This is a genomic window from Pseudomonas sp. GNP013 (genome assembly GCF_054343995.1).
Genome location: NZ_JBTGUT010000001.1, coordinates 4,254,903 through 4,276,641, shown reverse-complemented (window position 1 = coordinate 4,276,641; position 21,739 = coordinate 4,254,903). Strand labels below are relative to the sequence as shown.

20 protein-coding genes and 4 tRNA genes are annotated in these 21,739 nt (G+C 59.6%); 21 read left to right on the top strand and 3 right to left on the bottom strand.

Translation table 11 applies throughout. The features are described 5' to 3' along the window. The first annotated feature begins 98 nt into the window (after positions 1–98). From rluD to ACXX81_RS18845, 7 genes are all read left to right on the top strand, one after another. The gene (rluD, locus tag ACXX81_RS18875) at positions 99–1,061 is read left to right on the top strand and encodes a 23S rRNA pseudouridine(1911/1915/1917) synthase RluD (RefSeq protein WP_015371141.1); all 963 of its coding nucleotides are present in this window, start codon (positions 99–101) and stop codon (positions 1,059–1,061) included. Continuing rightward, on the top strand, positions 1,058–1,783 hold the full coding sequence (gene pgeF / locus ACXX81_RS18870) for a peptidoglycan editing factor PgeF (protein WP_322212620.1): 726 nt from the start codon (positions 1,058–1,060) through the stop codon (positions 1,781–1,783). The genes rluD and pgeF overlap by 4 nt, the downstream gene beginning before the upstream one ends. Positions 1,784–1,914: 131 nt before the next feature. Then, a complete protein-coding gene (clpB, locus tag ACXX81_RS18865; protein WP_458572188.1) occupies positions 1,915–4,479 on the top strand; it encodes an ATP-dependent chaperone ClpB in 2,565 nt (854 codons plus the stop codon). Positions 4,480–4,775: 296 nt separating this feature from the next. Continuing rightward, positions 4,776–4,851, top strand: a tRNA-Asn gene (locus ACXX81_RS18860). A gap of 9 nt (positions 4,852–4,860) precedes the next feature. After that, positions 4,861–4,937: transfer RNA gene (locus ACXX81_RS18855), tRNA-Pro, on the top strand. 5 nt (positions 4,938–4,942) lie between these two features. Next, positions 4,943–5,018, top strand: a tRNA-Lys gene (locus ACXX81_RS18850). A 94-nt stretch (positions 5,019–5,112) separates the two neighbouring features. Beyond that, positions 5,113–5,189: transfer RNA gene (locus tag ACXX81_RS18845), tRNA-Pro, on the top strand. 82 nt (positions 5,190–5,271) lie between these two features. Here ACXX81_RS18845 and ACXX81_RS18840 read toward each other — a convergent pair. Together ACXX81_RS18840 and ACXX81_RS18835 are read right to left on the bottom strand one after the other, a co-directional pair. Then, entirely contained in the window at positions 5,272–6,072 is an 801-nt protein-coding gene (locus ACXX81_RS18840) for an isocitrate lyase/PEP mutase family protein (RefSeq protein WP_322212621.1), read from the bottom strand. 92 nt (positions 6,073–6,164) lie between these two features. Continuing rightward, the gene (locus ACXX81_RS18835) at positions 6,165–6,893 is read right to left on the bottom strand and encodes an NAD-dependent epimerase/dehydratase family protein (protein ID WP_057006963.1); all 729 of its coding nucleotides are present in this window, start codon (positions 6,891–6,893) and stop codon (positions 6,165–6,167) included. Between the two features lie 300 nt (positions 6,894–7,193). Between ACXX81_RS18835 and ACXX81_RS18830 the strand changes: the two genes are divergently transcribed. From ACXX81_RS18830 to ACXX81_RS18765, 14 genes are all read left to right on the top strand, one after another. Further along, entirely contained in the window at positions 7,194–7,649 is a 456-nt protein-coding gene (locus ACXX81_RS18830; RefSeq protein WP_458572187.1) for a hypothetical protein, read from the top strand. A gap of 30 nt (positions 7,650–7,679) precedes the next feature. After that, positions 7,680–9,416: a class I adenylate-forming enzyme family protein gene (locus ACXX81_RS18825; RefSeq protein ID WP_057006961.1), complete on the top strand. Its 1,737-nt coding sequence runs from the start codon at positions 7,680–7,682 to the stop codon at positions 9,414–9,416. Next, a complete protein-coding gene (gene paaA / locus ACXX81_RS18820; protein ID WP_231422488.1) occupies positions 9,413–10,390 on the top strand; it encodes a 1,2-phenylacetyl-CoA epoxidase subunit PaaA in 978 nt (325 codons plus the stop codon). Before ACXX81_RS18825 ends, paaA begins: the two co-directional genes overlap by 4 nt. Continuing rightward, on the top strand, positions 10,380–10,664 hold the full coding sequence (gene paaB / locus ACXX81_RS18815) for a 1,2-phenylacetyl-CoA epoxidase subunit PaaB (protein WP_231422489.1): 285 nt from the start codon (positions 10,380–10,382) through the stop codon (positions 10,662–10,664). Before paaA ends, paaB begins: the two co-directional genes overlap by 11 nt. Further along, a complete protein-coding gene (gene paaC / locus ACXX81_RS18810; RefSeq protein ID WP_057006959.1) occupies positions 10,661–11,431 on the top strand; it encodes a 1,2-phenylacetyl-CoA epoxidase subunit PaaC in 771 nt (256 codons plus the stop codon). Before paaB ends, paaC begins: the two co-directional genes overlap by 4 nt. After that, positions 11,425–11,955 (top strand): 1,2-phenylacetyl-CoA epoxidase subunit PaaD, encoded by a 531-nt coding sequence (gene paaD, locus ACXX81_RS18805; protein ID WP_458572186.1) that lies wholly within the window; start codon positions 11,425–11,427, stop codon positions 11,953–11,955. The genes paaC and paaD overlap by 7 nt, the downstream gene beginning before the upstream one ends. Before the next feature lie 17 nt (positions 11,956–11,972). Then, positions 11,973–13,031, top strand: coding sequence for a 2Fe-2S iron-sulfur cluster-binding protein (locus ACXX81_RS18800; RefSeq protein ID WP_458572185.1), 1,059 nt, complete (start codon positions 11,973–11,975; stop codon positions 13,029–13,031). 33 nt (positions 13,032–13,064) lie between these two features. Further along, positions 13,065–14,276 carry an MFS transporter gene (locus ACXX81_RS18795; protein WP_231422492.1) on the top strand — a complete coding sequence of 404 codons (1,212 nt, stop codon included), beginning with the start codon at positions 13,065–13,067 and terminating at the stop codon, positions 14,274–14,276. A gap of 79 nt (positions 14,277–14,355) precedes the next feature. After that, the gene (locus tag ACXX81_RS18790; protein WP_458572184.1) at positions 14,356–15,564 is read left to right on the top strand and encodes an iron-containing redox enzyme family protein; all 1,209 of its coding nucleotides are present in this window, start codon (positions 14,356–14,358) and stop codon (positions 15,562–15,564) included. A gap of 73 nt (positions 15,565–15,637) precedes the next feature. Beyond that, on the top strand, positions 15,638–17,263 hold the full coding sequence (locus ACXX81_RS18785; protein WP_458572183.1) for an AMP-binding protein: 1,626 nt from the start codon (positions 15,638–15,640) through the stop codon (positions 17,261–17,263). After that, positions 17,257–18,780, top strand: coding sequence for an anthranilate synthase component I family protein (locus ACXX81_RS18780; protein ID WP_458572182.1), 1,524 nt, complete (start codon positions 17,257–17,259; stop codon positions 18,778–18,780). The genes ACXX81_RS18785 and ACXX81_RS18780 overlap by 7 nt, the downstream gene beginning before the upstream one ends. Further along, positions 18,761–19,366: an anthranilate synthase component II gene (locus ACXX81_RS18775; RefSeq protein WP_057006954.1), complete on the top strand. Its 606-nt coding sequence runs from the start codon at positions 18,761–18,763 to the stop codon at positions 19,364–19,366. Before ACXX81_RS18780 ends, ACXX81_RS18775 begins: the two co-directional genes overlap by 20 nt. Before the next feature lie 21 nt (positions 19,367–19,387). Further along, positions 19,388–19,822 carry an acyl-CoA thioesterase gene (locus ACXX81_RS18770; protein ID WP_231422496.1) on the top strand — a complete coding sequence of 145 codons (435 nt, stop codon included), beginning with the start codon at positions 19,388–19,390 and terminating at the stop codon, positions 19,820–19,822. Beyond that, complete coding sequence (locus ACXX81_RS18765) at positions 19,819–20,208, top strand: RidA family protein (RefSeq protein ID WP_057006952.1); 390 nt, start codon at positions 19,819–19,821, stop codon at positions 20,206–20,208. The genes ACXX81_RS18770 and ACXX81_RS18765 overlap by 4 nt, the downstream gene beginning before the upstream one ends. A 9-nt stretch (positions 20,209–20,217) precedes the next feature. Here ACXX81_RS18765 and pdxR read toward each other — a convergent pair whose 3' ends face one another. Beyond that, positions 20,218–21,633: a MocR-like pyridoxine biosynthesis transcription factor PdxR gene (gene pdxR, locus ACXX81_RS18760; RefSeq protein WP_231422497.1), complete on the bottom strand. Its 1,416-nt coding sequence runs from the start codon at positions 21,631–21,633 to the stop codon at positions 20,218–20,220. Positions 21,634–21,739 lie beyond the last annotated feature (106 nt).

Here is a 21,739-nt window from a genome sequence, read left to right as displayed (position 1 = left end):
ATGATGAGCGCCCCGTTGAAAGCCTCGGGGCAAAAGACGCCGTATTTAACCACAAGCGCGCAGCCGAAACCAAAGGCTGTGCCACGCCTAGTCTGAGCATGTCCGATAAAATTGAACTTCGCGCAGAGGTGCCGTCCGAATTGGGCGGCCAACGCCTCGATCAAGTCGCCGCACAATTATTCGCTGAGCACTCGCGCTCGCGCCTTTCCGCCTGGATCAAAGACGGCCGCCTGACTGTGGATGGAGCGGTTATCCGCCCGCGAGACATAGTCCATGGCGGTGCGATTCTTGAGCTGACTGCCGAGCAGGAAGCCCAGGGAGAATGGGTCGCCCAGGACATCGAGCTGGATATCGTCTATGAAGATGACGACATCCTGGTCATCAACAAACCCGCAGGCCTGGTGGTTCATCCGGCCGCCGGGCACGCTGATGGCACCTTGCTCAATGCCTTGCTGCACCACGTGCCGGACATCGTCAACGTCCCGCGCTGCGGCATCGTGCACCGCCTGGACAAGGACACCACCGGCCTGATGGTGGTGGCCAAGACCATCCAGGCGCAGACGCAGCTTGTTACTCAATTGCAGAGCCGCAGCGTCAGCCGGATCTACGAATGCATTGTGATCGGTGTGGTGGTGGCGGGCGGCAAGATCAACGCGCCCATCGGTCGCCACGGCCAGCAGCGCCAGCGCATGGCGGTCATGGAAGGCGGCAAGCAGGCCGTCAGCCACTACCGCGTGCTGGAGCGTTTCCGCTCCCACACCCATGTGCGGGTGAAGCTGGAAACCGGGCGTACCCACCAGATTCGCGTGCATATGGCCCATATCAACTTCCCGTTGGTCGGTGATCCGGCCTACGGCGGTCGCTTCCGCATCCCTCCTGCGGCGAGCCAGACCATGGTTGAATCGCTGAAAACTTTCCCGCGCCAGGCACTGCATGCCCGCTTCCTGGAGCTGGATCATCCGACGAGCGGTAAGCGGATGAGCTGGGAATCGCCGCTTCCAGACGATCTGGTCTGGTTGTTGTCGTTGCTCAAGCAGGATCGCGAGGCCTTTGTCGGATGAGTGACTGGCTGATTCCTGACTGGCCTGCGCCGTCTCAGGTTAAAGCCTGCGTTACCACCCGGGCGGGCGGCGTCAGTCTGGCGCCGTTCGACAGCCTCAATCTGGGCGATCATGTCGACGACGTTTTAGAGGCCGTGCTGGAAAATCGGCGGCGCCTTACCGATGCCTTCGCTATCGAGCCGGCCTGGTTACGCCAGGTCCATGGGGTTAGCGTGGTCGAGGCAGACCCTGGTCGCATTGCCGAAGCCGATGGCAGTTGGACCAGCACGCCGGGTATCGCCTGCACGGCCATGACCGCCGACTGCTTGCCGGCGTTGTTGTGCAATCGCGCCGGCACCCGTGTCGCGGCGGCCCACGCCGGTTGGCGTGGCTTGGCGGCTGGCGTGTTGGAGGCGGCGGTCGAAAGCCTGGCCACCGAGCCGGCCGACGTATTGGTCTGGCTCGGCCCGGCAATCGGCCCGCAAGCCTTTGAAGTGGGGCCGGAGGTGCGCGAAGCGTTCATGCACCAACTGCCGATCACCGAACGAGCCTTTGTACCCAGTCGCAATCCCGGCAAGTTCATGGCCGACATCTACGAACTGGCCCGCCTGCGCCTTGCTGCTCGGGGCGTAACAGCGGTCTACGGCGGCGGTTTTTGCACCGTGACCGACCCGCGTTTCTTCTCCTACCGTCGCAGCCCTCGCACCGGCCGATTTGCCTCCCTTATCTGGCTTGAACGCTAGACTCTCCTGATCCACGTCACGTGTCGCCCGCTTGAATCTTCCAGAATCCACCCCATCTATAAGGGTATCTGGCAGGTTTCTTCATTCAGGATGTGTTTACAGCTCCGGCCTGCTCAAAAGGAAGGTGACTAATGCGTATTGATCGTTTAACCAGCAAATTACAGTTGGCTTTATCGGACTCCCAATCTCTGGCGGTCGGCCTCGACCATCCGGCGATTGAGCCTGCTCATTTGATGCAGGCACTCCTGGAACAACAAGGTGGTTCTATCAAGCCCTTGTTGATGCAGGTGGGCTTTGACGTCAACAGCCTGCGCAAGGAGCTGAGCAAAGAGCTCGACCAACTGCCAAAAATCCAGAATCCCACTGGTGACGTGAATATGTCCCAGGACCTGGCACGCCTGCTCAACCAGGCCGATCGCCTGGCCCAGCAGAAAGGCGACCAGTTCATCTCCAGCGAACTGGTGCTGCTCGCCGCCATGGACGAGAACAGCAAGCTCGGCAAGTTGTTGCTGGGGCAGGGCGTGAGCAAGAAGGCCCTGGAAAATGCCATCAACAACCTGCGTGGCGGCGATGCGGTCAACGACCCCAATCATGAGGAGTCGCGTCAGGCCCTGGACAAATACACTGTCGACCTGACCAAGCGCGCCGAAGAGGGCAAGCTCGACCCAGTGATCGGCCGTGATGACGAGATCCGTCGCACCATTCAGGTCTTGCAACGCCGCACCAAGAACAACCCGGTGCTGATCGGCGAACCTGGCGTGGGTAAAACCGCGATTGCCGAAGGCCTGGCCCAGCGCATCATCAATGGCGAAGTGCCGGACGGCCTCAAGGGCAAGCGCCTGCTGTCGCTGGACATGGGCTCGCTGATCGCCGGCGCCAAGTTCCGTGGCGAGTTCGAAGAGCGCCTGAAATCCCTGCTCAACGAACTGTCGAAGCAGGAAGGGCAGATCATTCTGTTTATCGACGAACTGCACACCATGGTCGGCGCCGGTAAGGGCGAGGGCTCCATGGACGCCGGCAACATGCTCAAGCCGGCGTTGGCGCGCGGCGAGTTGCACTGCGTCGGGGCAACCACGCTCAACGAATACCGCCAGTACATTGAAAAGGACGCGGCCCTTGAGCGGCGTTTCCAGAAAGTGCTGGTGGAGGAGCCGAGCGAAGAGGACACCATCGCAATCCTGCGTGGCCTTAAAGAGCGTTACGAGGTGCACCACAAGGTGGCGATCACCGACGGCGCGATCATTGCGGCGGCCAAGTTGAGCCATCGCTATATCACCGACCGGCAGTTGCCGGACAAGGCCATCGACCTGATCGATGAAGCGGCCAGCCGCATTCGCATGGAGATCGACTCCAAGCCGGAAGTACTCGACCGTCTGGACCGGCGCCTGATTCAACTGAAAGTCGAATCCCAGGCCCTGAAGAAAGAAGAAGACGACGCTGCGAAGAAACGCCTGGAAAAACTCCAGGAAGAAATCCATCGCCTGGAGCGCGAGTATTCAGACCTCGAAGAAATCTGGACCTCGGAAAAAGCCGAAGTGCAGGGCTCTGCGCAGATCCAGCAAAAGATCGAGCAGTCACGCCAGGAACTGGAAGCTGCGCGCCGCAAAGGCGACCTGAACCGCATGGCCGAGTTGCAGTACGGGGTGATCCCGGACCTGGAGCGCAGCCTGCAGATGGTCGACCAGCACGGCAAGTCCGAGAACCAGTTGCTGCGCAGCAAGGTGACCGAGGAAGAAATCGCTGAAGTCGTCTCGAAGTGGACCGGTATCCCGGTATCGAAAATGCTCGAAGGCGAGCGCGACAAGTTGCTGAAGATGGAGCACCTGTTGCACCAGCGCGTCATCGGTCAGGACGAGGCGGTGGTGGCGGTCTCCAACGCGGTACGGCGTTCGCGCGCCGGGTTGTCCGATCCGAACCGTCCGAGCGGCTCATTCATGTTCCTGGGCCCGACCGGTGTGGGCAAGACCGAGCTGTGCAAGGCGCTGGCGGAGTTCCTGTTCGATACCGAAGAGGCCATGGTGCGTATCGACATGTCCGAGTTCATGGAGAAACATTCGGTGGCGCGCCTGATCGGCGCACCGCCAGGCTATGTCGGCTATGAAGAGGGCGGTTACCTGACCGAAGCCGTGCGGCGCAAGCCTTACTCGGTGATCCTGCTGGATGAGGTCGAGAAGGCGCATCCGGATGTGTTCAACATCTTGCTGCAAGTGCTCGAAGACGGTCGCCTGACCGACAGTCATGGGCGTACCGTGGACTTTCGCAACACGGTGATCGTGATGACCTCCAACCTGGGCTCGGCGCAGATCCAGGAATTGGTGGGTGATCGCGAAGCCCAGCGTGCGGCGGTCATGGATGCGTTGACCACACACTTCCGTCCGGAATTTATCAACCGGGTCGATGAGGTGGTGATCTTCGAGCCATTGGCGCGGGATCAGATCGCGGGCATTACCGAGATCCAACTGGGGCGCCTGCGTGGACGTCTGGCCGAGCGAGAACTGTCGCTGGAGCTGAGCCGAGAGGCGTTGGACAAGCTGATCGCGGTCGGTTACGACCCCGTGTATGGCGCGCGGCCGCTCAAACGCGCCATCCAGCGCTGGATCGAGAACCCGCTGGCGCAGTTGATCCTGTCGGGCAGCTTCATGCCGGGCACCAGCGTCGAGGCGACGGTGGAGAACGACGAAATCGTTTTCCATTAAGCCCGGTCTGTACGCAAATAAAGAGAGGCCCCGCATTGCGGGGCCTTTTTTTTCGATAGGGCGTTGAACTGTAAGGCAAAGGCTTGTAAAGTGCGCCCCGCAGCAATGTCAGCCCACGGGTTTCTTCCCCCCAGGAAGAAATCAGAAAGAAGCGCAAATCCTTGTCTTGAAAGCAATTTAAAGGGTTGACAGAGGTTTTTAAGATTGTAGAATAGCGCGCCTCAGAGGCACTAACGTAGCGATACGGACGGGGCTGAAGAGGAAGTTACACCGCAGTAAAATTTGAAATATTCAGTTCCGTGATAGCTCAGTCGGTAGAGCAAATGACTGTTAATCATTGGGTCCCAGGTTCGAGTCCTGGTCACGGAGCCAATTTCAAACCGGGGTATAGCGCAGTCCGGTAGCGCGCCTGCTTTGGGAGCAGGATGTCGGGAGTTCGAATCCCCCTACCCCGACCATATTTGGGTCGTTAGCTCAGTTGGTAGAGCAGTTGGCTTTTAACCAATTGGTCGTAGGTTCGAATCCCACACGACCCACCATTTTTGAGACCAGTCAGCGCTGGAATCGAATCTTAAGATCAGAGGCCAAAAGCGCTGATCGAAGAAGGCGACTGAAAGGTCGCCTTTTTTTTACCGGGGTATAGCGCAGTCCGGTAGCGCGCCTGCTTTGGGAGCAGGATGTCAGGAGTTCGAATCCCCTTACCCCGACCATATTCAGAAAAAAGGCGCCTCCATGAGGCGCCTTTTTTTTGCTCTGAATCTGGCAGTTGGGAATTGATGCTGCCAGGGTTTTCTATTCAGGCATCAAGCCGTTCAACTCCCCATACGTGAAACCCTTCAGTGCCTGCGTATCCAGCCTGCCGCGTTCCTGAAATGAGCGCGCGAGTCCTTCCATTGCTCCGTATAGAAATTCCGCGATGCTTGAGCCTGCACTCAAGCGCCTGACGCCCAGACGCGCCAGCTCATCCGGCGCGGGCAGGGCGTCACGCGCCAAAAGATTCACGGGCAGCCTCGATTCTTTGCACAGGATCCCTATCTCGGCCGGGTCGAGCATCCCGACGGCGAACAAGCCATTGGCGCCCGCTTCTGCATAAAGCGCAGCACGCCTGATGATCTCTTCGAGCTTTCGATCATTGGGCAAAAGGTTTTTCAGGTAAACATCGCTGCGCGCATTCACAAACAAGTTAACGCCGCGTTTTTCGGCTACCTCCCTGGCGACATTTATTTTGCGCACCAGTTGCTCGGGCGGCCCAACGCCATCTTCAATATTGATCCCCACCGCACCTGCCGCCACAACGGCATCGATGACGTGTGCAACGTGTTGCAGGTCGTCGGAGTATCCGCCTTCGATGTCCACGGTCAGCGGCACACGCAGCACCCGCGTCATGGACTCAACGTTGGCGGCCAACAGTGCCAGAGGGAGCTGATTGCCGTCTGCGTAGCCATTCGACCATGCCATACCGGCACTGGTGGTGGCGATTGCTGCAGCGCCCAGTGACTCCACAATCCGTGCGCCACCTGCGTCGCTTACGTTGGCCAGAATCAGTAGGCCCTGGTTGTGCAAATCATGAAAAACAGTGTCCAGTGACGTCATGTTATGTACCTCCGTGCAGCTTTACGGGTCATTGGTGTTGGCGGCGCGGGTGGACGCGGGCGCTGTCCTTGCGTCCGCCGCACCGGTGAGGATCAAGCCTTTATCACCTCGGCAGACCAGCCCAGCACGCGCTTGGCTTTCTCGTTGCTGACGGTTGGATTGTCCTCAGTAATGTTGAAAATACCCCCTTCCTCTGTCTGCAAGGCCAGCAAGGCGGCGCGCGCTGCGGCGTTTACATGCACGGGACTTGCACCGCTGGGCTCATCCGTGCCGGTGCCGGGCCCGTACAGTTGGCCATAACGCAGAACCGTGCCATGCAGTGTGGGTTCGCTCAGTACCTGATGTTCCAATGCTGCCACGCCTCCCACACTTATGCGGCGGGCACCCTCGGCCTCTACGTCCAGGGGATGGGTTTCCAGATAGGGCGTTTCGCCTGGGCAGTAGGCCCAGGCAATGCTTTGGGCGACCAGGCGACTGGCACCCGCGGCCTTTGCCGCAGCCACCAGATTGTGCGTCCCTTCGGTGCGGATGCGTGCGTTGTTTTCCACGGCCTTGGCCATCAGCTCGGGACTCAGCCCGCGTGGCAGATCCGTAAGTTGATGCACGACCCCCCAGGGCTGTATGCCAATCAACGCTTCCTCCAGGCGTTTCGCGTCGTAAACGTCAACGACCACCGCCGTTGCACCTGCCGCTTCGATGTCCTTCACTTTCTCGCTGTGACGCGTGGTGCCGTACACCTCGAATTGCGCCTCGACCAACAACTTGATCAAGGCGGTACCGATGACACCGGATGCGCCTGCGACCAGAACTTTACGCGACATTGCAATTACCTCTTTGAGCATTCATCGGGAACGAAGCAGGCCTGCGGCCAACACTTCAGAGACAACCATCCTAGCTGCTGTGAGTGATTCTCCTAGGGGCAAAAAACGTAAAACAGCCCATGACAAGAGTTGTCAGTCCCGAGGCTGCGGGCGCCCAGCCTTGTTTCAAATTCGATTTCTTGTCGTGTTCCAGTTGTCGAATCTTGTCCCTTAAACGGCCAGGTAGATCGGCCTACAGTCGCCGCATCGAAGACACCCTGGCGTCTGAATCGGACGACCAGTCAAGAATGAGAAGCTGACATGCCCGTATACCCCTCCTGGAAATTCGCGCTGATCCTTGCCCGTGTCGCATTAGCCAGTGCATTCCTTTCTGCGGTTGCCGATCGATTCGGCCTTTGGGGCGCGATGGGTCAGCCCGGCGTGTCGTGGGGCAGCATGCAAGGCTTTTATCTGCACGTGGCCAAGTTGGTGCCATGGGCACCAGACATGGCCGTGCCCGCGCTGGCCTGGTTCGTCGACATTCTGGAAGCAGTGCTCGGCATTCTTCTGTTGGCAGGCATTCAACTGCGTCGCACCGCATGGGTCAGCGGTGTCCTGTTGCTGGTGTTCGCCATCAGCATGGTGCTGTTCCAAAGCCTGAAGTTGGCCCTGAACTTCAGTGTGCTGACCTGCAGTGCCTGCTCCTTCCTCCTCTATCTGGCCTACGCCGCACCGCGCGACGTCGAGCCTGTGGCTGTACCCCCGAAAGACGTTTGAGCTATTTCACTTCACACGAGAGATCCAAGGATGAACCCGATTACCCAGCAGCAGGCATGGGACACATTGTTCGCAGATCCGGAACTTGGTGCAGGAAACTTCCTGTCCAAGTCGGTAGCAGCCTACGGTCGGCTTGAAGCTGATTTTCTGTTCCTGGAGAAGGCGTTCGTGGGGCCCAGTGGTGAGTCGCACGAGGCATTCTCTCTGGACAGCCTGCACCACCAGGTGAAGCAACTGGCAGGCTGGTACCTGGGCTGCGGGGTGAGTGCAGGGCGTCACGTGTGTCTGTATCTGGGAGATGGCATCCCGTCTTTTCTGCACTTTCTGGCGTTGGGCACGTTGGGTTGCGTTCCCGTGTTGATCAACGGGCATCTGCGCGCCGACATCGCCACGCTGTACGCACAACGTAATCGGTTCGATATATTTGTGTGCGATCAGGAGACCCGCTCGCGCTGGAATCTGACCACAGAACTCGAAGGTCTGACGGTGCTGGATGCCCACTTTCGCGAAGGCTCGCCAGTCGCCTGTCTGCCGGTTCCCGAACAAGGCTGGCCGGTCACGAGAAAAGCTGAAGACATCATCATGGTGTGCCACAGCTCGGGAACCACCGGGATTCCCAAAGCCGTGCTGTTCGGCCATGAACAATTCTTCAATGGCAAGCGCGAGCGCCTGCGCAGCTTCGTGGAAGGCCCCGACGACAAACTGGCCACCGCCATGCCGCCCACTCATGCCGCCGGTATCAGTTACCTGATGACGGCCGTGATGCTGCAGTTGCCAACCCTGTCGCTCAATACTCAAACGGGTTCGGTGCTCGCTCACATGCTGGCGAGCTTTCAGCCCACGATCGTGACAGCGTTTTCGCAGAGTTATGCCTCCCTTGCCGAACTGAATTTGCCTGATGGCTACCTGGGCAGTATTCAACGTTTCTACAACACCGGTGATACCGCACACGAGGCGCATATTCGAGCGTTGTTGCGTCTGGCGCCCGAGGCTCGATTCACTGACATGTTCGGCGCCTCGGAGCTTGGGATGTCGCAGTTTTTCAAGGTGTCTCGTGAGGGCAGCGTCGCGAGCAAGCGTACCGTCGGACATGCCGCCAGCTATGCCCGCTGCGACATTCTTTCAGCGCAGGGCGAATTGTTGCCGGATGGCACCGCGGGCTATTTCGGCGTGCGCTCCCCCACGGTTACACCGGGCTACTACGGTCAACCGCATCTCACGGCGCTGACCGAACTGAACGATTACTGGCTGACAGGCGACGTGGGCTTGCGCATGGCCAATGGCGAATTCGTTCACCTTGACCGCATCGTTGACACCGTGCCGAGCAACCTTGGCGTTTCTGTCTACACCCTGTTGCTCGAAGAGCATTTGCTGGCGCTGCCAGGCGTGTTCGACGTCAGTGTCGTGGGCGTGTCCCGCGGACCTACCCGTGAAGAAGCCGTGCTGATACTGGTTCGTGGGCAGGACGCGGGTGTGGATGCCGATGAGGTGCTGCAGCATGCCATGACCTGCTACCCCTTCCAGGGACGAGGCGAGCTGCCAGGCTACACCCTCTGTGCTGGCATTCTGGCAAACACTTATGCGCTGCCGGCCGGCTCGACCGGAAAGATCCTCAAGCGCCAGATACGTGAGCACTTCTGGAACTGGCAGCGCGACTTTGACGAGGGCGACCGTTCAGTGCTGAGCGACCTGGTCTGGAACCAGTTTCTGCGTGAGCCGCCGTTGGCGACGACGCCGGTCAGCCTGCTGGAATATCTGCAGCCATGAGCACCGTATCGAGTCAGGACAGTGCTGTGTCAGAGGCAGCGTTTGCACAGCGGATCGACCGAGGCGACAAAATCGAGTCCCAGGACTGGATGCCCGAAGGCTACCGGCGCACGTTGCTGCGCCAGATCTCGCAGCATGCCCACTCGGAATACGTGGGCATGTTGCCCGAAGGTTTCTGGCTGACACGTGCGCCCAGCCTGCACCGTAAATGCGTGCTGTTGGCCAAGGTTCAGGACGAGGCCGGTCACGCCCAATATCTTTACAGCGCGCTGGAAAGCCTGGGTGTCGATCGCGACGAGGCGTATCAGGAGCTTCTGGCCGGGCGCGCGAAGTACCTGAACATATTCAATTATCCCGCGCTCACCTGGGCAGACGTTGGCATGATCGGCTGGTTGACCGACGGCGCTGCCATCGTCAATCAGGTCCCGCTGTCTCGCAGCTCTTATGGTCCCTACGCCCGGGCCATGGTGCGCATCTGCCAGGAAGAGAGTTTTCACCATCGCCAGGGTTTTGATTTGGTCCGCAAGCTGGTGGAAGGCACGCCCGAGCAACGGCTGATGGCGCAGCAGGCACTGGATCGCTGGTGGTGGCCGACGCTGATGGTGTTCGGTCCGCCGGATGCGGATTCACCCCATTCCCGGCAATCGATGAAATGGGGCATCAAGCTGTACTCCAACGACACCCTGCGTCAGAAATTCATCGACCAGACGGTCCCGCAGATTCACCACCTGGGCTTGAGCGTGCCCGACCCTGATCTGCACCTGAACCCGCACACGGGCCACTATGAAAGCGGCCCTATCGACTGGTCTGAATTCCGGCGCGTGATTGCGGGTAACGGGCAGTGCAACCGGCATCGCCTCAACAGCCGTCAGCGCTCCTGGGATCAGGGCGCCTGGGTTCGCGAGGCCGCTGCCTGCCATGCCGCCAAACAGGCAGCCCAATCTGCGAACGGGGGTGATGAGCATGCCGAATGAACTGAACACCTGGGAAGTTTTCGTGCGTAGCCAGAACGGTATTGCCCACCGTCATATCGGCAGCGTCCAGGCCAGTGATTCGCAGATGGCCCTGCAGTACGCGCGCGATGTGTACACCCGGCGGGATGCGTTTGTCAGCCTGTGGGTCGTGGCCTCCGAACACGTGATCAGCAGCGCCGGTCAAGACCAGGCTGCCTGGTTCGAAACCGCTCACGACAAGGATTATCGCCAGGCGACCTATTACCCGGTTCCCGACGGAGTGCAGCATCTATGAACCTGTCGGCCTCCTGCGACACCTCGTTGTCGGACTACCTGCTGCGCCTGGGCGACAACGCCCTGATCCTGTCTCAGCAGCTGTGTGGCTGGTGCGGGCACGCACCGACGCTGGAAGAGGACGTCGCACTGAGCAACATCGCGCTCGATCTGCTGGGGCAAGCCAGGCTGTGGCTGGAGTACGCCGGCGCCAGCATGGTTCCCGTTCGCGATGAGGATGACCTGGCCTACCACCGCGACGCCCATCAATTCACACATGTGCTGTTGGTGGAGCAACCCAACGGTAACTTCGCGGACACCCAGGTTCGGCAGTTTCTTTTCGATAGCTGGCATTGCCTGCTTCTGACCGAATTGTCCCGCTCCACGGAGCCGCGCATAAGCGCCATAGCAATCAAGGCGCGCAAGGAAGCCACCTACCATCTTCAGCACAGCAGCCAGTGGATAGTGCGCCTGGGCGATGGTACCGAGCGCAGTCATCGATACGCTCAGCGTGCGCTGGAACAGTGCGTTGACTACGTCGGCGAACTGTTTGCAATGGACGCGGTTGATCACGAGATGGTGCGTCTTGGCATAGGTGCCGACCTGGCCGCACTGCGACCACAGTGGCAGGCCTACGTGGAGCAGGTTCTGGCAGCAGGCAATCTGGTCTACCCGGCGAGTGCGCTCAGCGTTCAAGGTGGCAGACACGGCCAGCACAGCGAATTGCTGGTGGGGCTGCTGATGGAAATGCAGCACCTGGCACGCAGTTATCCGGGGGCTCAATGGTGAACCCTCATCAGGACGCCACGCGGGAGCAGGGCACGTCGGGAATCTGGGCACTGTTAGCTGAGATTCCAGACCCGGAAATGCCCTACATATCCATCGTTGACCTGGGCATTGTCCGCGAAGTGCGCTGGCAACCCGATGCCTTGAACGTGGTGCTGACACCCACCTACAGCGGCTGTCCGGCGCGCCGTGAAATTGAGCAAAGCGTGCGTGATGCGCTGCACCGAAACGGTATTCAGACGCTGTGCATCGAGACTCGCCTGCACCCGGCATGGACCACCGAGTGGGTCACCGCGCTGGGCAGAGAAAAGATGCGCGCTGCGGGTATCGCGCCGCCCCTGGCAGTGCTCGCAGAGTGGCAAACCTTGACGTTCTGGCCCACGTCCAGTGACGCGCCCCGACCGCAGTGCCCCCACTGCGGCGCGGCGCAGATACGGCTGCAAAACCCGTGTTCAGGCAGCCGCTGCAAAGCGCTCTACCACTGCGATGCCTGCCGTAATCCGTTCGAGTATTTCAAGAGCTTTTGACTTTCAAGGGAATGACCATGTCGCAGTTCTTTGCTCTGACGCTCGCCCACGTACGCCGTGATACCCCGGACAGCATGGTGCTCACGCTCAATGTTCCCCACGAGCACCGGGCGCGTTTCGCCCATCGGGCGGGGCAGCACCTGACACTGCGCGCCTGGGTGGATGGGCAGGAGCTGCGCCGCTCCTATTCGCTGTGCAATGTGCAGGGTGATGGGTCCCCACAGTTGGCCATCAAGCGCATCGCCGACGGGCAGTTTTCCCAGTGGGCGCATCGGCATCTGCAGGCGGGCGCGGTGATCGAAGCAATGCCACCGACCGGAAGCTTCGGGCTTGAAAGTCCGTGCGGCGCCCCACGTCATCACGTCGCCTTTGCGGCCGGATCAGGCATTACGCCGATTCTGTCCATTCTGGAAACGGCGCTGCGCGATGAGCCAACCAGTCGCTTTACCCTGGTCTATGGCAATCGCGATCTGGCCTCCGTGCAATTTCGCGAGCGCTTGTGCCAGCTCAAGAACACTTACTTGACCAGGCTTTCCATTTTTCACTTTTTCAGCAATGAACCGCAGGACGTCGAACTGTTCAGTGGTCGCCTGGATGAGCGCCGTTGCGGGTCACTGCTCACCAGTTGCGTGCAAGTGTCCACCATCGACCACGTCTATCTATGTGGTCCGGCCGCCATGATGAAAGGCGTCAGCTCGGCCTTGCTGGCCAAAGGGTTTCCGGCCGGACGAATCCGCCAGGAGCGTTTCGGCACCGATCCCGCCGTGCGGCCGCCTTCGAGTGTGACTGTCTCGGCGTCCGGGGTCCAACTGACCGTTCGCATTGACGGTGCCACGCGACGATTGCGGCTGGCGTCGGGTACCAGCTCCTTGCTCGACAGCATGCTCGCTGCCGGACTGGCGCCGCCTTACAGCTGCAAGGCCGGCGTCTGTGGAACCTGCCGCTGCAAGGTGCTGGAAGGCGAGGTGCAGATGCAATCGCCGCATGCGCTGGGACCTTCGGAAGTCGCTCAGGGCTACGTGCTGGCCTGCATGAGCAGCGTGCAATCCCCGACACTTGAGCTGGCATTCGATTAAGTGACTTTTATCCGCACTCAGGAAGACCGCTCAATGAACTCCGACACATCGATGTCTCGCGGCGTATTGGCCTTGTATTGCCTGGCGACAGGTTTCTCCGTGGCCGCCGTGGTGTATCACCAGTCAATGACTTTTCTGATTGCGGCGTCTTTCGGCCTGCCAGTCGACGCACTGTGGAGCCTTTCGCTGGCGACTCAGTTGGGCTACGGCGCGGGTCTTGTTTTGTGTCTGCCTCTGGGTGATGTGCATCCACCGCGCGTATTGATTCCTGGCGCACTCCTGTTGCTCGGCGTGACATTGCTGCTGCTGTCGGTGGCCCCGACGCTGACGGTGGTGATTGTTCTGTGTGCAGTGGCGGGCGTGCTTTCAGTCGGGGGTCAGCTGTTGATTGCGCATTGCGCCAGGACCTGTCTGCCCACCGAGCGGGCAGCTGTGATCGGCAGTCTGCTGTCTTCCCTCTTTGCCGGATTGCTGCTGGCTCGGGTGTTGGCAGGTTGGGGTGGGGAGGTGGTTGGCTGGCGTGGCATGTATCTGGTGGTGGGCATGCTTACGATGACACTCGGGCTTTTGATCCGTGCGCACCTGCGCATCGTGCCGCCAAGTGAGCCCATCGGCTATGGCGTGATACTGATCCGGCAATATCGACTGTGGATGGCCCATGCCCCGCTGCGCCGACTCGCACTGATCGCGGCCTGCTTCTTTGCGGCGTCCAACGGTATTTGGGCCAACCTGGGTTCGCTCACCCACACCACGCTTCAATGGAGCACCGCGCAGACAGGCTTGCTCGCCTTCACATCACTGGCGGCATTGCGCTCTCCCATGCTGGCCGACTACCTGCAACGCAAGATGCGATGGCAGGCCGTGGTCATGCTGCTGGGCACAGGTCTCATGCTCGTCTCGCTGGCCGGGGCCTTGATGGGCGCGCATGTCGTGATGATCGTCGTATTCCTGGTGGTTGCCGATATTGCCGTTCGGTCGGTGCAGGCCCTGACCCAATCGCGGGTATTGGCGATCAATCCAGCTGCCGCCTCCCGTCTCAACAGCCTTTACATGACCGTGTTTTTTCTCGGGGCGGCCGTTGGCTCATGGCTTGGCGGCGTGGCTGTGCACCACCTTGGCTGGCTGGGCATGTACCTGTTTCCGCTGTTCTGCACGCTGGCAGGTCTTGGGCTTCTGGTGTTCAGCGGGCATGACGAGTCAGACCCCACACTGTCGCCGGTGCTGCCCCAGCAGCCTCGTCCCTGAGATTTTCGATGTGCACATGCACCCAACAAGTTGCTTCCAGCCCCAACCCTGTAGTCCGATTTTTCAAGGAGATCCCCCTGTGCAAGCTATTGCGATCAAACCTCAGGAAGTAACGTCGTTGACAGGCATCAGCCCGCTCTGGTCTGACTGGCTTGTCGAGCAGGACCTGACTCGACTGGTTCAACACCCGCTGCTTGTGGCACTGGCGCGCAATGAGGTCAGTCTCGCGTCCCTCAAGACGATGCTGATCCAGCATAGCCACTACTCGCGCCATTTCACGCGCTACCTGTGTGCCCTGATGGGGCAGCTGGAGCATGCCGAAGATGTGCTGGCGTTGATGGATAACATGCGCGAGGAGATGGGTGTAGACGGTCAGGACCGTATTACCCATGCCGAGCTTTACCAACGTGCATTGCGCGTCCTGGGCGTGTCGACCGCTGATGAAGCGGCGCTGCCCGAGACGGCTGCGATGGCGCGCACCATGCTCGACCATTGCCAGAACAGCGACGCACTGGTGGGCTTGGCCGCCCTGTGCCTGGGGGCCGAAGCCATTGTTCCGCTGATCTATCGCCCCATCCTTCAGGCCCTGGAGCACAAGGGTTACGGCGAAGACGTCACGGAGTTTTTCAAGCTGCACATCGAAGAGGACGAAGATCACGCGCTGACCATGCTGGCGATCATGCAGCGCCTGATTCAGGGCGACGAAAAGCGTCATGCGCTCGCCACGCGCATTGGCCGCGAACTGATCGACTGCCGCATCGCAATGTTCGACGCGATCTGGGCGCAGTCGTTGGTCGTGGCGGTGGCCGAGACCGGGCACCGTGAACAGGCAAGTCGCTTCAGCTCTGCCGATTTCTGGCGCGTTCCCAACCGTTTGCAGGCACGCCTGCCTGAACGGCTCAGCCACAGCCAGGTCATGCAGGCCAGCGATCAACACGACGCAACCTTCTCTTCCCAGCGCAAACACAAGGTGCATATCGTCGATCTGCCGAGCCACAGCATCAGCATGACTTTGGGACGGTTGGACGTGACCGAAGCCACGCGGCTGCACCGACATAACTACGAGACACTGATTTACGTGATCCAGGGCGAGGGTTATTCACGCATTGGCGACCGCAATGTGCCGTGGTGTGCCGGTGATGCGTTTTACGTCCCGGTCTGGGCCGAGCATCAGCATGTCAATACCGGTGGCGGAGAATGCGTGTACCTGGCGTGTGAAAACGCTCCCATGCTGCAAAACCTGGGCGGTATCGCGCTGCGCGAAGAACTGGGTCCGGTCCACGCCTGAAAAACCGTCTGCCGCGTGATTGACTGCGCGCGGCAGTCTCCGCCTCTGAAACTCCACAGGACTGAGATCGACCATGCTGATTTCTCCCTCCGCCAGGCATCCCGATAATGGCAAGGCCGAATATTCGGCAACGGGAAGCAGCGGCCCTGAAGGCACGCTGCCTTTCAGGGCGCAGGCCCCCGCACCCGTGAACCTGGCCGCGCGGCTCATCGCGAGCCGCAGCGACAGCGACCGCCTCTGTTTTCATGGGCCGGGTTTTCAATTGAGCTACCGTCAGTTGGACCAGGCAGTGCGAGTCCAGGCGTTTGAGCTGTGCCAAAAGGGCGCCAGGGTCGATGACCGCATGTTCATCGCACTCGACGATGGTGCTGAACTGGCCATCCTGTTCTTCGCCGCATTGGCAATGGGTGCGCTGCCTGTCTTGCTCAATCCCAGGCTGGACGCGGCCGCTGTTGTTCAGTTGGTAGCGGATGCCCGGCCGACACTGTGTTTTGTCCATTCAGCGGCTGCCGAGCAATGGCGCGGCGCGCCAGGCCTGCATGTGCTGGAAGGCGACGCTTACAGCGGCTGGTTGAGCGCGTACTCGCCGAAGACTCATTGCCAGGCGTTTGCGCTCAAGGACCCCGGAGCGCCGGCCCTGATCCAGTACACCTCCGGCAGTACGGGTCAACCCAAGGGCGTGTTGCACAGTGCCCGTTCCATCCTGGCCTGCTGCGAGGATTTCGCCGTCAGGCAATTGGGGCTGGGCGAAAACGATGTGTTGTATTCAGTGCCCAAAACCTTTTTTGGTTACGGGATGGGCAACAGCCTGTTTTTTCCGCTTTACACAGGCGCCAGTGCGGTGCTGGACAGTGCCTGGCCAAGCGCACAGCGCGTGCGCGCCCTGCTGAATCAATACCGACCCAGCGTATTGTTTGCCGTGCCGACGCTGTACGCAATGTTGCTGGACGAGGCAATAGAGCCGACTGAGCTGGCACTGCGACTGGCCTTCAGCGCAGGCGCACCGCTACCAGCCAATATCGCCCTGCGCTGGCAGCAGCGCTTTGGAATCGGCTTGCACGACGGCATTGGTGCGACCGAGCTGGGTCATGTGTTCGCGACGAGTTACCCGGATGCCCAGCACCCTGGCAAGGTCGGGCGCATGTTGCCGGGCTGGGAATCACGGATTGTGGACGCAGGCGGCCAGAGTGTCGTACCCGGTGAGTGTGGCGTGCTGCTGGTCAAGGCGCCCGGCATGGCCGTGGGCTACTGGGAGCGCCCGGACGATCAGGCAGAGCGCTTCAACGACGGCTGGTACCGCACCGGCGATCTATTCAGCCAGGACCGGCAGGGGCTACTGAGCTTTCATGGCCGAGAAGATGACCGTTTCAAGGTCTTCGGTCGCTGGGTGGTGCCCGTGGAAGTCGAAAATCTGCTGATCAGCCGGCTGCCAGAGCTGCGCGATTGTTATCTGGTGGCGGGTTGCACCGAGGATGAGTGTCGCCCAGTGCTGTTGGTGCGAGCCTCGGGTGCGGTAAACGATCTGACAGGCCGCATCGAAAACATCCTGCAAACGCAGCTGGAGAGCTACAAGCGCCCGGTTCGTATTGCATGGCTTGACGAACTACCTTTGAACCGCAACGGCAAGCCTGACCGCAGGGCGATGGCGCACATGGCCGATCAGTTGCTGCGTAGCGAAGTGGAGACCCCCGCATGTTGAGTCCTGAAGATTTTTTTGCTTACGGCGACGCAGGTTATAGCCACGTTCCACTTTGGCAACAGTTGACTTTGCCGGCAGGCGTTCAGGCGCTTTCGCTGTATGAGGCGCTGGCCAACCGGGGTCAGGATTACCTGTTCGAGACGGGGCAGTGGCAGCAAGGCACGTACGCGCAGACCTGCTCTGTGATCGGCCTGCCTTGCAGGCAGCGTGTAGAACTGGACGAAGGTGTCATGCGTGTTTACAGCGACGGGCAACTGGCTAGCGTCACCGAGTCGCCAGACCCACTGGCAGCGTTCTCTGCGCTGCAGGATGAGTTCCGCATTCCTCAGTGCCCGGGCCTGCCGCCATTCAGCGGCGGCTTCTTCGGCTATTTTGGCTTTGAGACGACGCGGCTTATCGAACCTCGCTTGCGCAACGCGCCTCGCAAACCTTCGGGCTTCGGTCTTCCCGACGTGCTGCAGTTGATCAGCACCGACTTGATCGTACTGGACCATGTCGAGCAGCAGATTTATTGCATCGTGCATGAACGGCCCAGGGCGCTTGGCGACTATCAGGCAGGGCAGGATCGACTCAATCAGCTGGTGGCCCGTGTTCGTCCTCTGCTTGTCCCGAGCGCACCGAGCACGCGGGCAGCGCCCACCCCGCTTTCAGAGGCCGAATCGTCCTTCCCACGGCCAGCCTTCATTGAGGCTGTGACGCGCATCAAGGACTACATTGCGGCGGGCGATGTGATGCAGGTTGTCCTGTCCCAACGCATGAGCCAGCCCTTCGAGCAGGATGCGATCAGTTTGTATCGCTCACTGGCGCAATTGGGGCATACGCCGTATCGCTATCTGCTGAACCTGGGTGATCACCAGGTGGTCGGCGCGTCTCCGGAGATGCTGTTCCGACAAGCCGGCCAACGGGTCACGACCCGGCCAATGGCAGGTACTCGGCGCCGCGGCAATTCGGCGGCCGAAGACGCTCGGCTCAAGGAAGAACTACTGGCCGACCCCAAGGAAGTGGCCGAGCACATGATGCTTGTGGATTTGTCACGCAATGACCTGGGCCGCCTTGCCAGCGTCGGGAGCGTGCAAGTGTCGCAACTATTGGACGTCGAATATTTCTCCCATGTCATGCACATCGTTTCTACGGTTATTGGCGACGTGCCCGACAGTGTCAGCGGCCTGGAACTGCTCAAGAGCCTCTTTCCGGCAGGCACGCTCAGCGGTGCCTCGAAGGTGCGCGCACTGGAAATCATCGCCGAACTTGAACCGCACGCCCGAGGCGTTTATGGGGGAGCGATCGGGTACCTGGACTGGAGCGGCCGGGCCAACCTCGCCATCGCCATTCGAACGGGACTTCTGCATGAGGGGCGTCTTTACGTGCAGGCGGGCGCGGGCGTGGTGCAAGACTCAGTGGCCGAACGGGAATGGCAGGAGACCATTGAAAAAAGCCAGATCATTCGCGTCGCAGCAGCGCGGTGCAAAACGGCCACGCCCTACCAGGAGGTAGCGTATGCACTTAATGATCGATAACTACGATTCTTTTACCTATAACGTTGTGCAATACCTGCGCATGCTCGGCGCCGATATAGACGTGCGCCGTAACGATGATATTTCACTGCAACAGATAGAGGACATGAAGCCCGAGTCGCTGATCATTTCGCCGGGTCCCTGTTCGCCCGCCGAGGCGGGTATATCGCTGTCAGCCATCAAACACTTCGCACAGCGTTTACCGATACTGGGCATCTGCCTGGGGCATCAAAGTATTACCGCAGCTTTTGGCGGCGAAGTGCGCCGTGCCCGCGAGGTGTTACATGGCAAGGTGTCGCGTATCTGTCATGACGGACGCGATTTGTTCGAGGGATTGCCGACAGAGTTGCAAGTGGCGAGGTATCACTCGTTAGTTGCCGGCGAGTTGCCGAGTGAGTTGGTGGCGACGGCACACGTCCTGGATCAGGACGGCAAGCGGGGCGAAATTATGGCGCTGCGTCACAGGGAACTGCCCATTTATGGCCTGCAGTTTCACCCCGAGTCATTGATGACGCCAACCGGCATGACGATGTTGGCAAATTACCTCCAACAGGTTGCGCAGGGTCAGGCCCTTCGCACTGTTGCCTGAACAGACCCCGTGGAACACATCATGGAAAATCCGCATTTCTCCAAAACCTATCTGATCCGTTTTCAACACTGCGACCCGGCAGGCATCGTTTACTTTCCCCAATATCTGGTGTTAACAAACTGGCTTGTGGAGGACTGGTTTACCGAAGGCTTGAACATCGATTTCTCTGACCTTATCGGTAAGCGCCAGTTGGGACTTCCGCTGGTAAAACTGAACTGTGAATTTACAGCGCCCTCGCGTCATGGAGACCAGCTGACATTTGATTTACGCGTTGAGCGCCTGGGTCGAAGCTCGTTGACTGTTGTTATCGAAGGGCATGTCAACGGCGCTTTGCGCATGCGCAGCCAACAAACGATGGTCCAAACCTGCTTGACGGACGGAACGTCCACGCCAATACCGGCAGATATTCGCCGTTCGCTGGGTCACTTTATTCCCGTGGCCGAGGGTGCCTTATGAATATCCTTCAACCACCCGGCTGGGATCGTCCGCGTGGCTACGCAAACGGTATTGTCGCCCGCGGGACGCTGATTTGCCTGTCTGGCCAGTTCGGCTGGGACGCTCAGAGCCGTCTGGTCAGTGATCGGTACGCAGAGCAGGCGATACAGGCGCTGCGTAACATAGTCACGGTGCTGGCAGAGGCGGGCGCTCGTCCGGAGCATCTGGTTCGTCTCACCTGGTATGTCAGTGATCGGGATGCCTATTTTTCCGAAGGTCGTGAAGTAGGGCTCGTTTACAAGACGTTAATAGGGCATTACCCACCCATGAGCGCTTTCCAGGTGCAAGGTTTGATGGTGGAGGGCGCCAAAGTGCAGATTGAGGCCATGGCGGTTATTCCTGACTAACGCGGGTCATCAACGTTGCCGGTGTGGCTCCACACTCAAGCGCAGTTGTCGAGCCAGACTGGCGGCCTGCTCCGGCGTAGCGATATTGGCAAATCCCAATAGCAGCCCTTTTCCACAATCATGTTCGATGCTGCGTGCCGACAATGACGCTATGCCGAACTGGTGGTCACGGGCACGCTGCGCCATCAGTTGGTCGTCGTCTTCCGGAGCGAGCCTGGCCAGGAGATGCAATCCTGTCGCCGGGGCGCTGAACGTTGCTCGCCCGCCAAACTCTGCCGTGAGGCTGTCGATTACCAGGGTTCTTCGTTGTGAGTAAGCCGCTCGCATCTTGCGCAAGTGTCGGGCGAAATAACCATTTTGCATGAATTCGGCGACAACAGCCTGGCTCAACAATGGACAGCCATCGTTGAGTTGATGGCACGCATTTTCAAATACTGAAACCAGCTTTTTGGGAACGACGAGATAACCAAGCCTTAATGACGGACTCAGCACTTTGCTGAATGTACCCAGGTACAGCACCTTGCCATTCGCGTCCAGGCTGGACAGTGCCGGCAGCGGCCGCGCGTCATAGCAATATTCACTGTCATAGTCGTCTTCAATGATGTAGGCGTCGTTGTGAGTGGCCCATGCTAATAGTTCAAATCGCCGTTTAAGGGATAACGTGACGCCGAGCGGACTTTGATGTGCGGGTGTGACCAGTGCGAACTTCGCATGCAGGGCGCGGGCTTTTCCGTCCTCCACTCTGAGGCCCTCTTCGTCCACGCGTACGGGTACAAGTTTGGCGCCCATCTGCGTCAGCAAGTGACGGTTAGGCGGGAAACACGGATCTTCTATCCACACCTCGTCCTCGGGTTTTATCAGCGTGCGGCCTACCAGTCTGAGTGCGCCTTGATAGCCCGCCGTGATGAATACCTGCTCCGGCGAACAATCCACTCCCCTCGATAGTTGAAGGTAGGCGCATACGCTGTCTCTGAGCGGTTGATAGCCTGTCGGGGTTGGATAGTTGAGCATCCTGTTCTGCAGCCGCATTTGCCTGGCGCTCAAACTGGACCACAACTTGTGCGGGAACAGGTCCAGTGCCGGTAAACCCAACTGATAAAAGAGTGGGCTGTCTGGCACTGCCTTTTCATGCCGCGCGCCAGGGCCGGTACTCTTTATGAGTGGCTTTGAAGTTTGGGGGTGTCCCTGCTGGGGTTTTCTTATGGAGGGCGTTGTTGAAACGTAGGTGCCCGCCTGACCGCGGGCTTCCAGATATCCATCGCTCATGAGCATGTTGTAGGCAATTTCAACGGTGTTCCTTGACACGTTCAACTCGCTTGCCAGCGAACGTATGGAGGGAACTCGCTGCCCAGGTCTTAAAGTCTCCTGGTAAATGGATCGGGCGATTCTGGAATAAACTTGTCTATACAGGCTTGGTCTTTCCATGATCTGCCTTATTAACTCTGCCGATTGCCGCCCATGTCCGACCCGTTTCGGGCTCACAAAATCCGCGTGGGCACGGATGTCGAGCGATAACGAAACCCGTGAATTA

What these genes read in the sequence shown, in the direction of transcription:
- ACXX81_RS18800 (WP_458572185.1), top strand. Translation starts at nt 11,973, where the DNA reads ATGTCGCAGTTCTTTGCTCTGACGCTCGCCCACGTACGCCGTGATACC.
- clpB (WP_458572188.1), top strand. Translation starts at nt 1,915, where the DNA reads ATGCGTATTGATCGTTTAACCAGCAAATTACAGTTGGCTTTATCGGAC.
- ACXX81_RS18775 (WP_057006954.1), top strand. Translation starts at nt 18,761, where the DNA reads ATGCACTTAATGATCGATAACTACGATTCTTTTACCTATAACGTTGTG.
- rluD (WP_015371141.1), top strand. Translation starts at nt 99, where the DNA reads ATGTCCGATAAAATTGAACTTCGCGCAGAGGTGCCGTCCGAATTGGGC.
- ACXX81_RS18830 (WP_458572187.1), top strand. Translation starts at nt 7,194, where the DNA reads ATGCCCGTATACCCCTCCTGGAAATTCGCGCTGATCCTTGCCCGTGTC.
- ACXX81_RS18840 (WP_322212621.1), bottom strand. Translation starts at nt 6,072, where the DNA reads ATGACGTCACTGGACACTGTTTTTCATGATTTGCACAACCAGGGCCTA.
- ACXX81_RS18825 (WP_057006961.1), top strand. Translation starts at nt 7,680, where the DNA reads ATGAACCCGATTACCCAGCAGCAGGCATGGGACACATTGTTCGCAGAT.
- paaB (WP_231422489.1), top strand. Translation starts at nt 10,380, where the DNA reads ATGCCGAATGAACTGAACACCTGGGAAGTTTTCGTGCGTAGCCAGAAC.
- pdxR (WP_231422497.1), bottom strand. Translation starts at nt 21,633, where the DNA reads ATGGAAAGACCAAGCCTGTATAGACAAGTTTATTCCAGAATCGCCCGA.
- ACXX81_RS18780 (WP_458572182.1), top strand. Translation starts at nt 17,257, where the DNA reads ATGTTGAGTCCTGAAGATTTTTTTGCTTACGGCGACGCAGGTTATAGC.
- ACXX81_RS18785 (WP_458572183.1), top strand. Translation starts at nt 15,638, where the DNA reads ATGCTGATTTCTCCCTCCGCCAGGCATCCCGATAATGGCAAGGCCGAA.
- ACXX81_RS18765 (WP_057006952.1), top strand. Translation starts at nt 19,819, where the DNA reads ATGAATATCCTTCAACCACCCGGCTGGGATCGTCCGCGTGGCTACGCA.
- paaD (WP_458572186.1), top strand. Translation starts at nt 11,425, where the DNA reads ATGGTGAACCCTCATCAGGACGCCACGCGGGAGCAGGGCACGTCGGGA.
- paaC (WP_057006959.1), top strand. Translation starts at nt 10,661, where the DNA reads ATGAACCTGTCGGCCTCCTGCGACACCTCGTTGTCGGACTACCTGCTG.
- ACXX81_RS18835 (WP_057006963.1), bottom strand. Translation starts at nt 6,893, where the DNA reads ATGTCGCGTAAAGTTCTGGTCGCAGGCGCATCCGGTGTCATCGGTACC.
- ACXX81_RS18770 (WP_231422496.1), top strand. Translation starts at nt 19,388, where the DNA reads ATGGAAAATCCGCATTTCTCCAAAACCTATCTGATCCGTTTTCAACAC.
- ACXX81_RS18795 (WP_231422492.1), top strand. Translation starts at nt 13,065, where the DNA reads ATGAACTCCGACACATCGATGTCTCGCGGCGTATTGGCCTTGTATTGC.
- paaA (WP_231422488.1), top strand. Translation starts at nt 9,413, where the DNA reads ATGAGCACCGTATCGAGTCAGGACAGTGCTGTGTCAGAGGCAGCGTTT.
- pgeF (WP_322212620.1), top strand. Translation starts at nt 1,058, where the DNA reads ATGAGTGACTGGCTGATTCCTGACTGGCCTGCGCCGTCTCAGGTTAAA.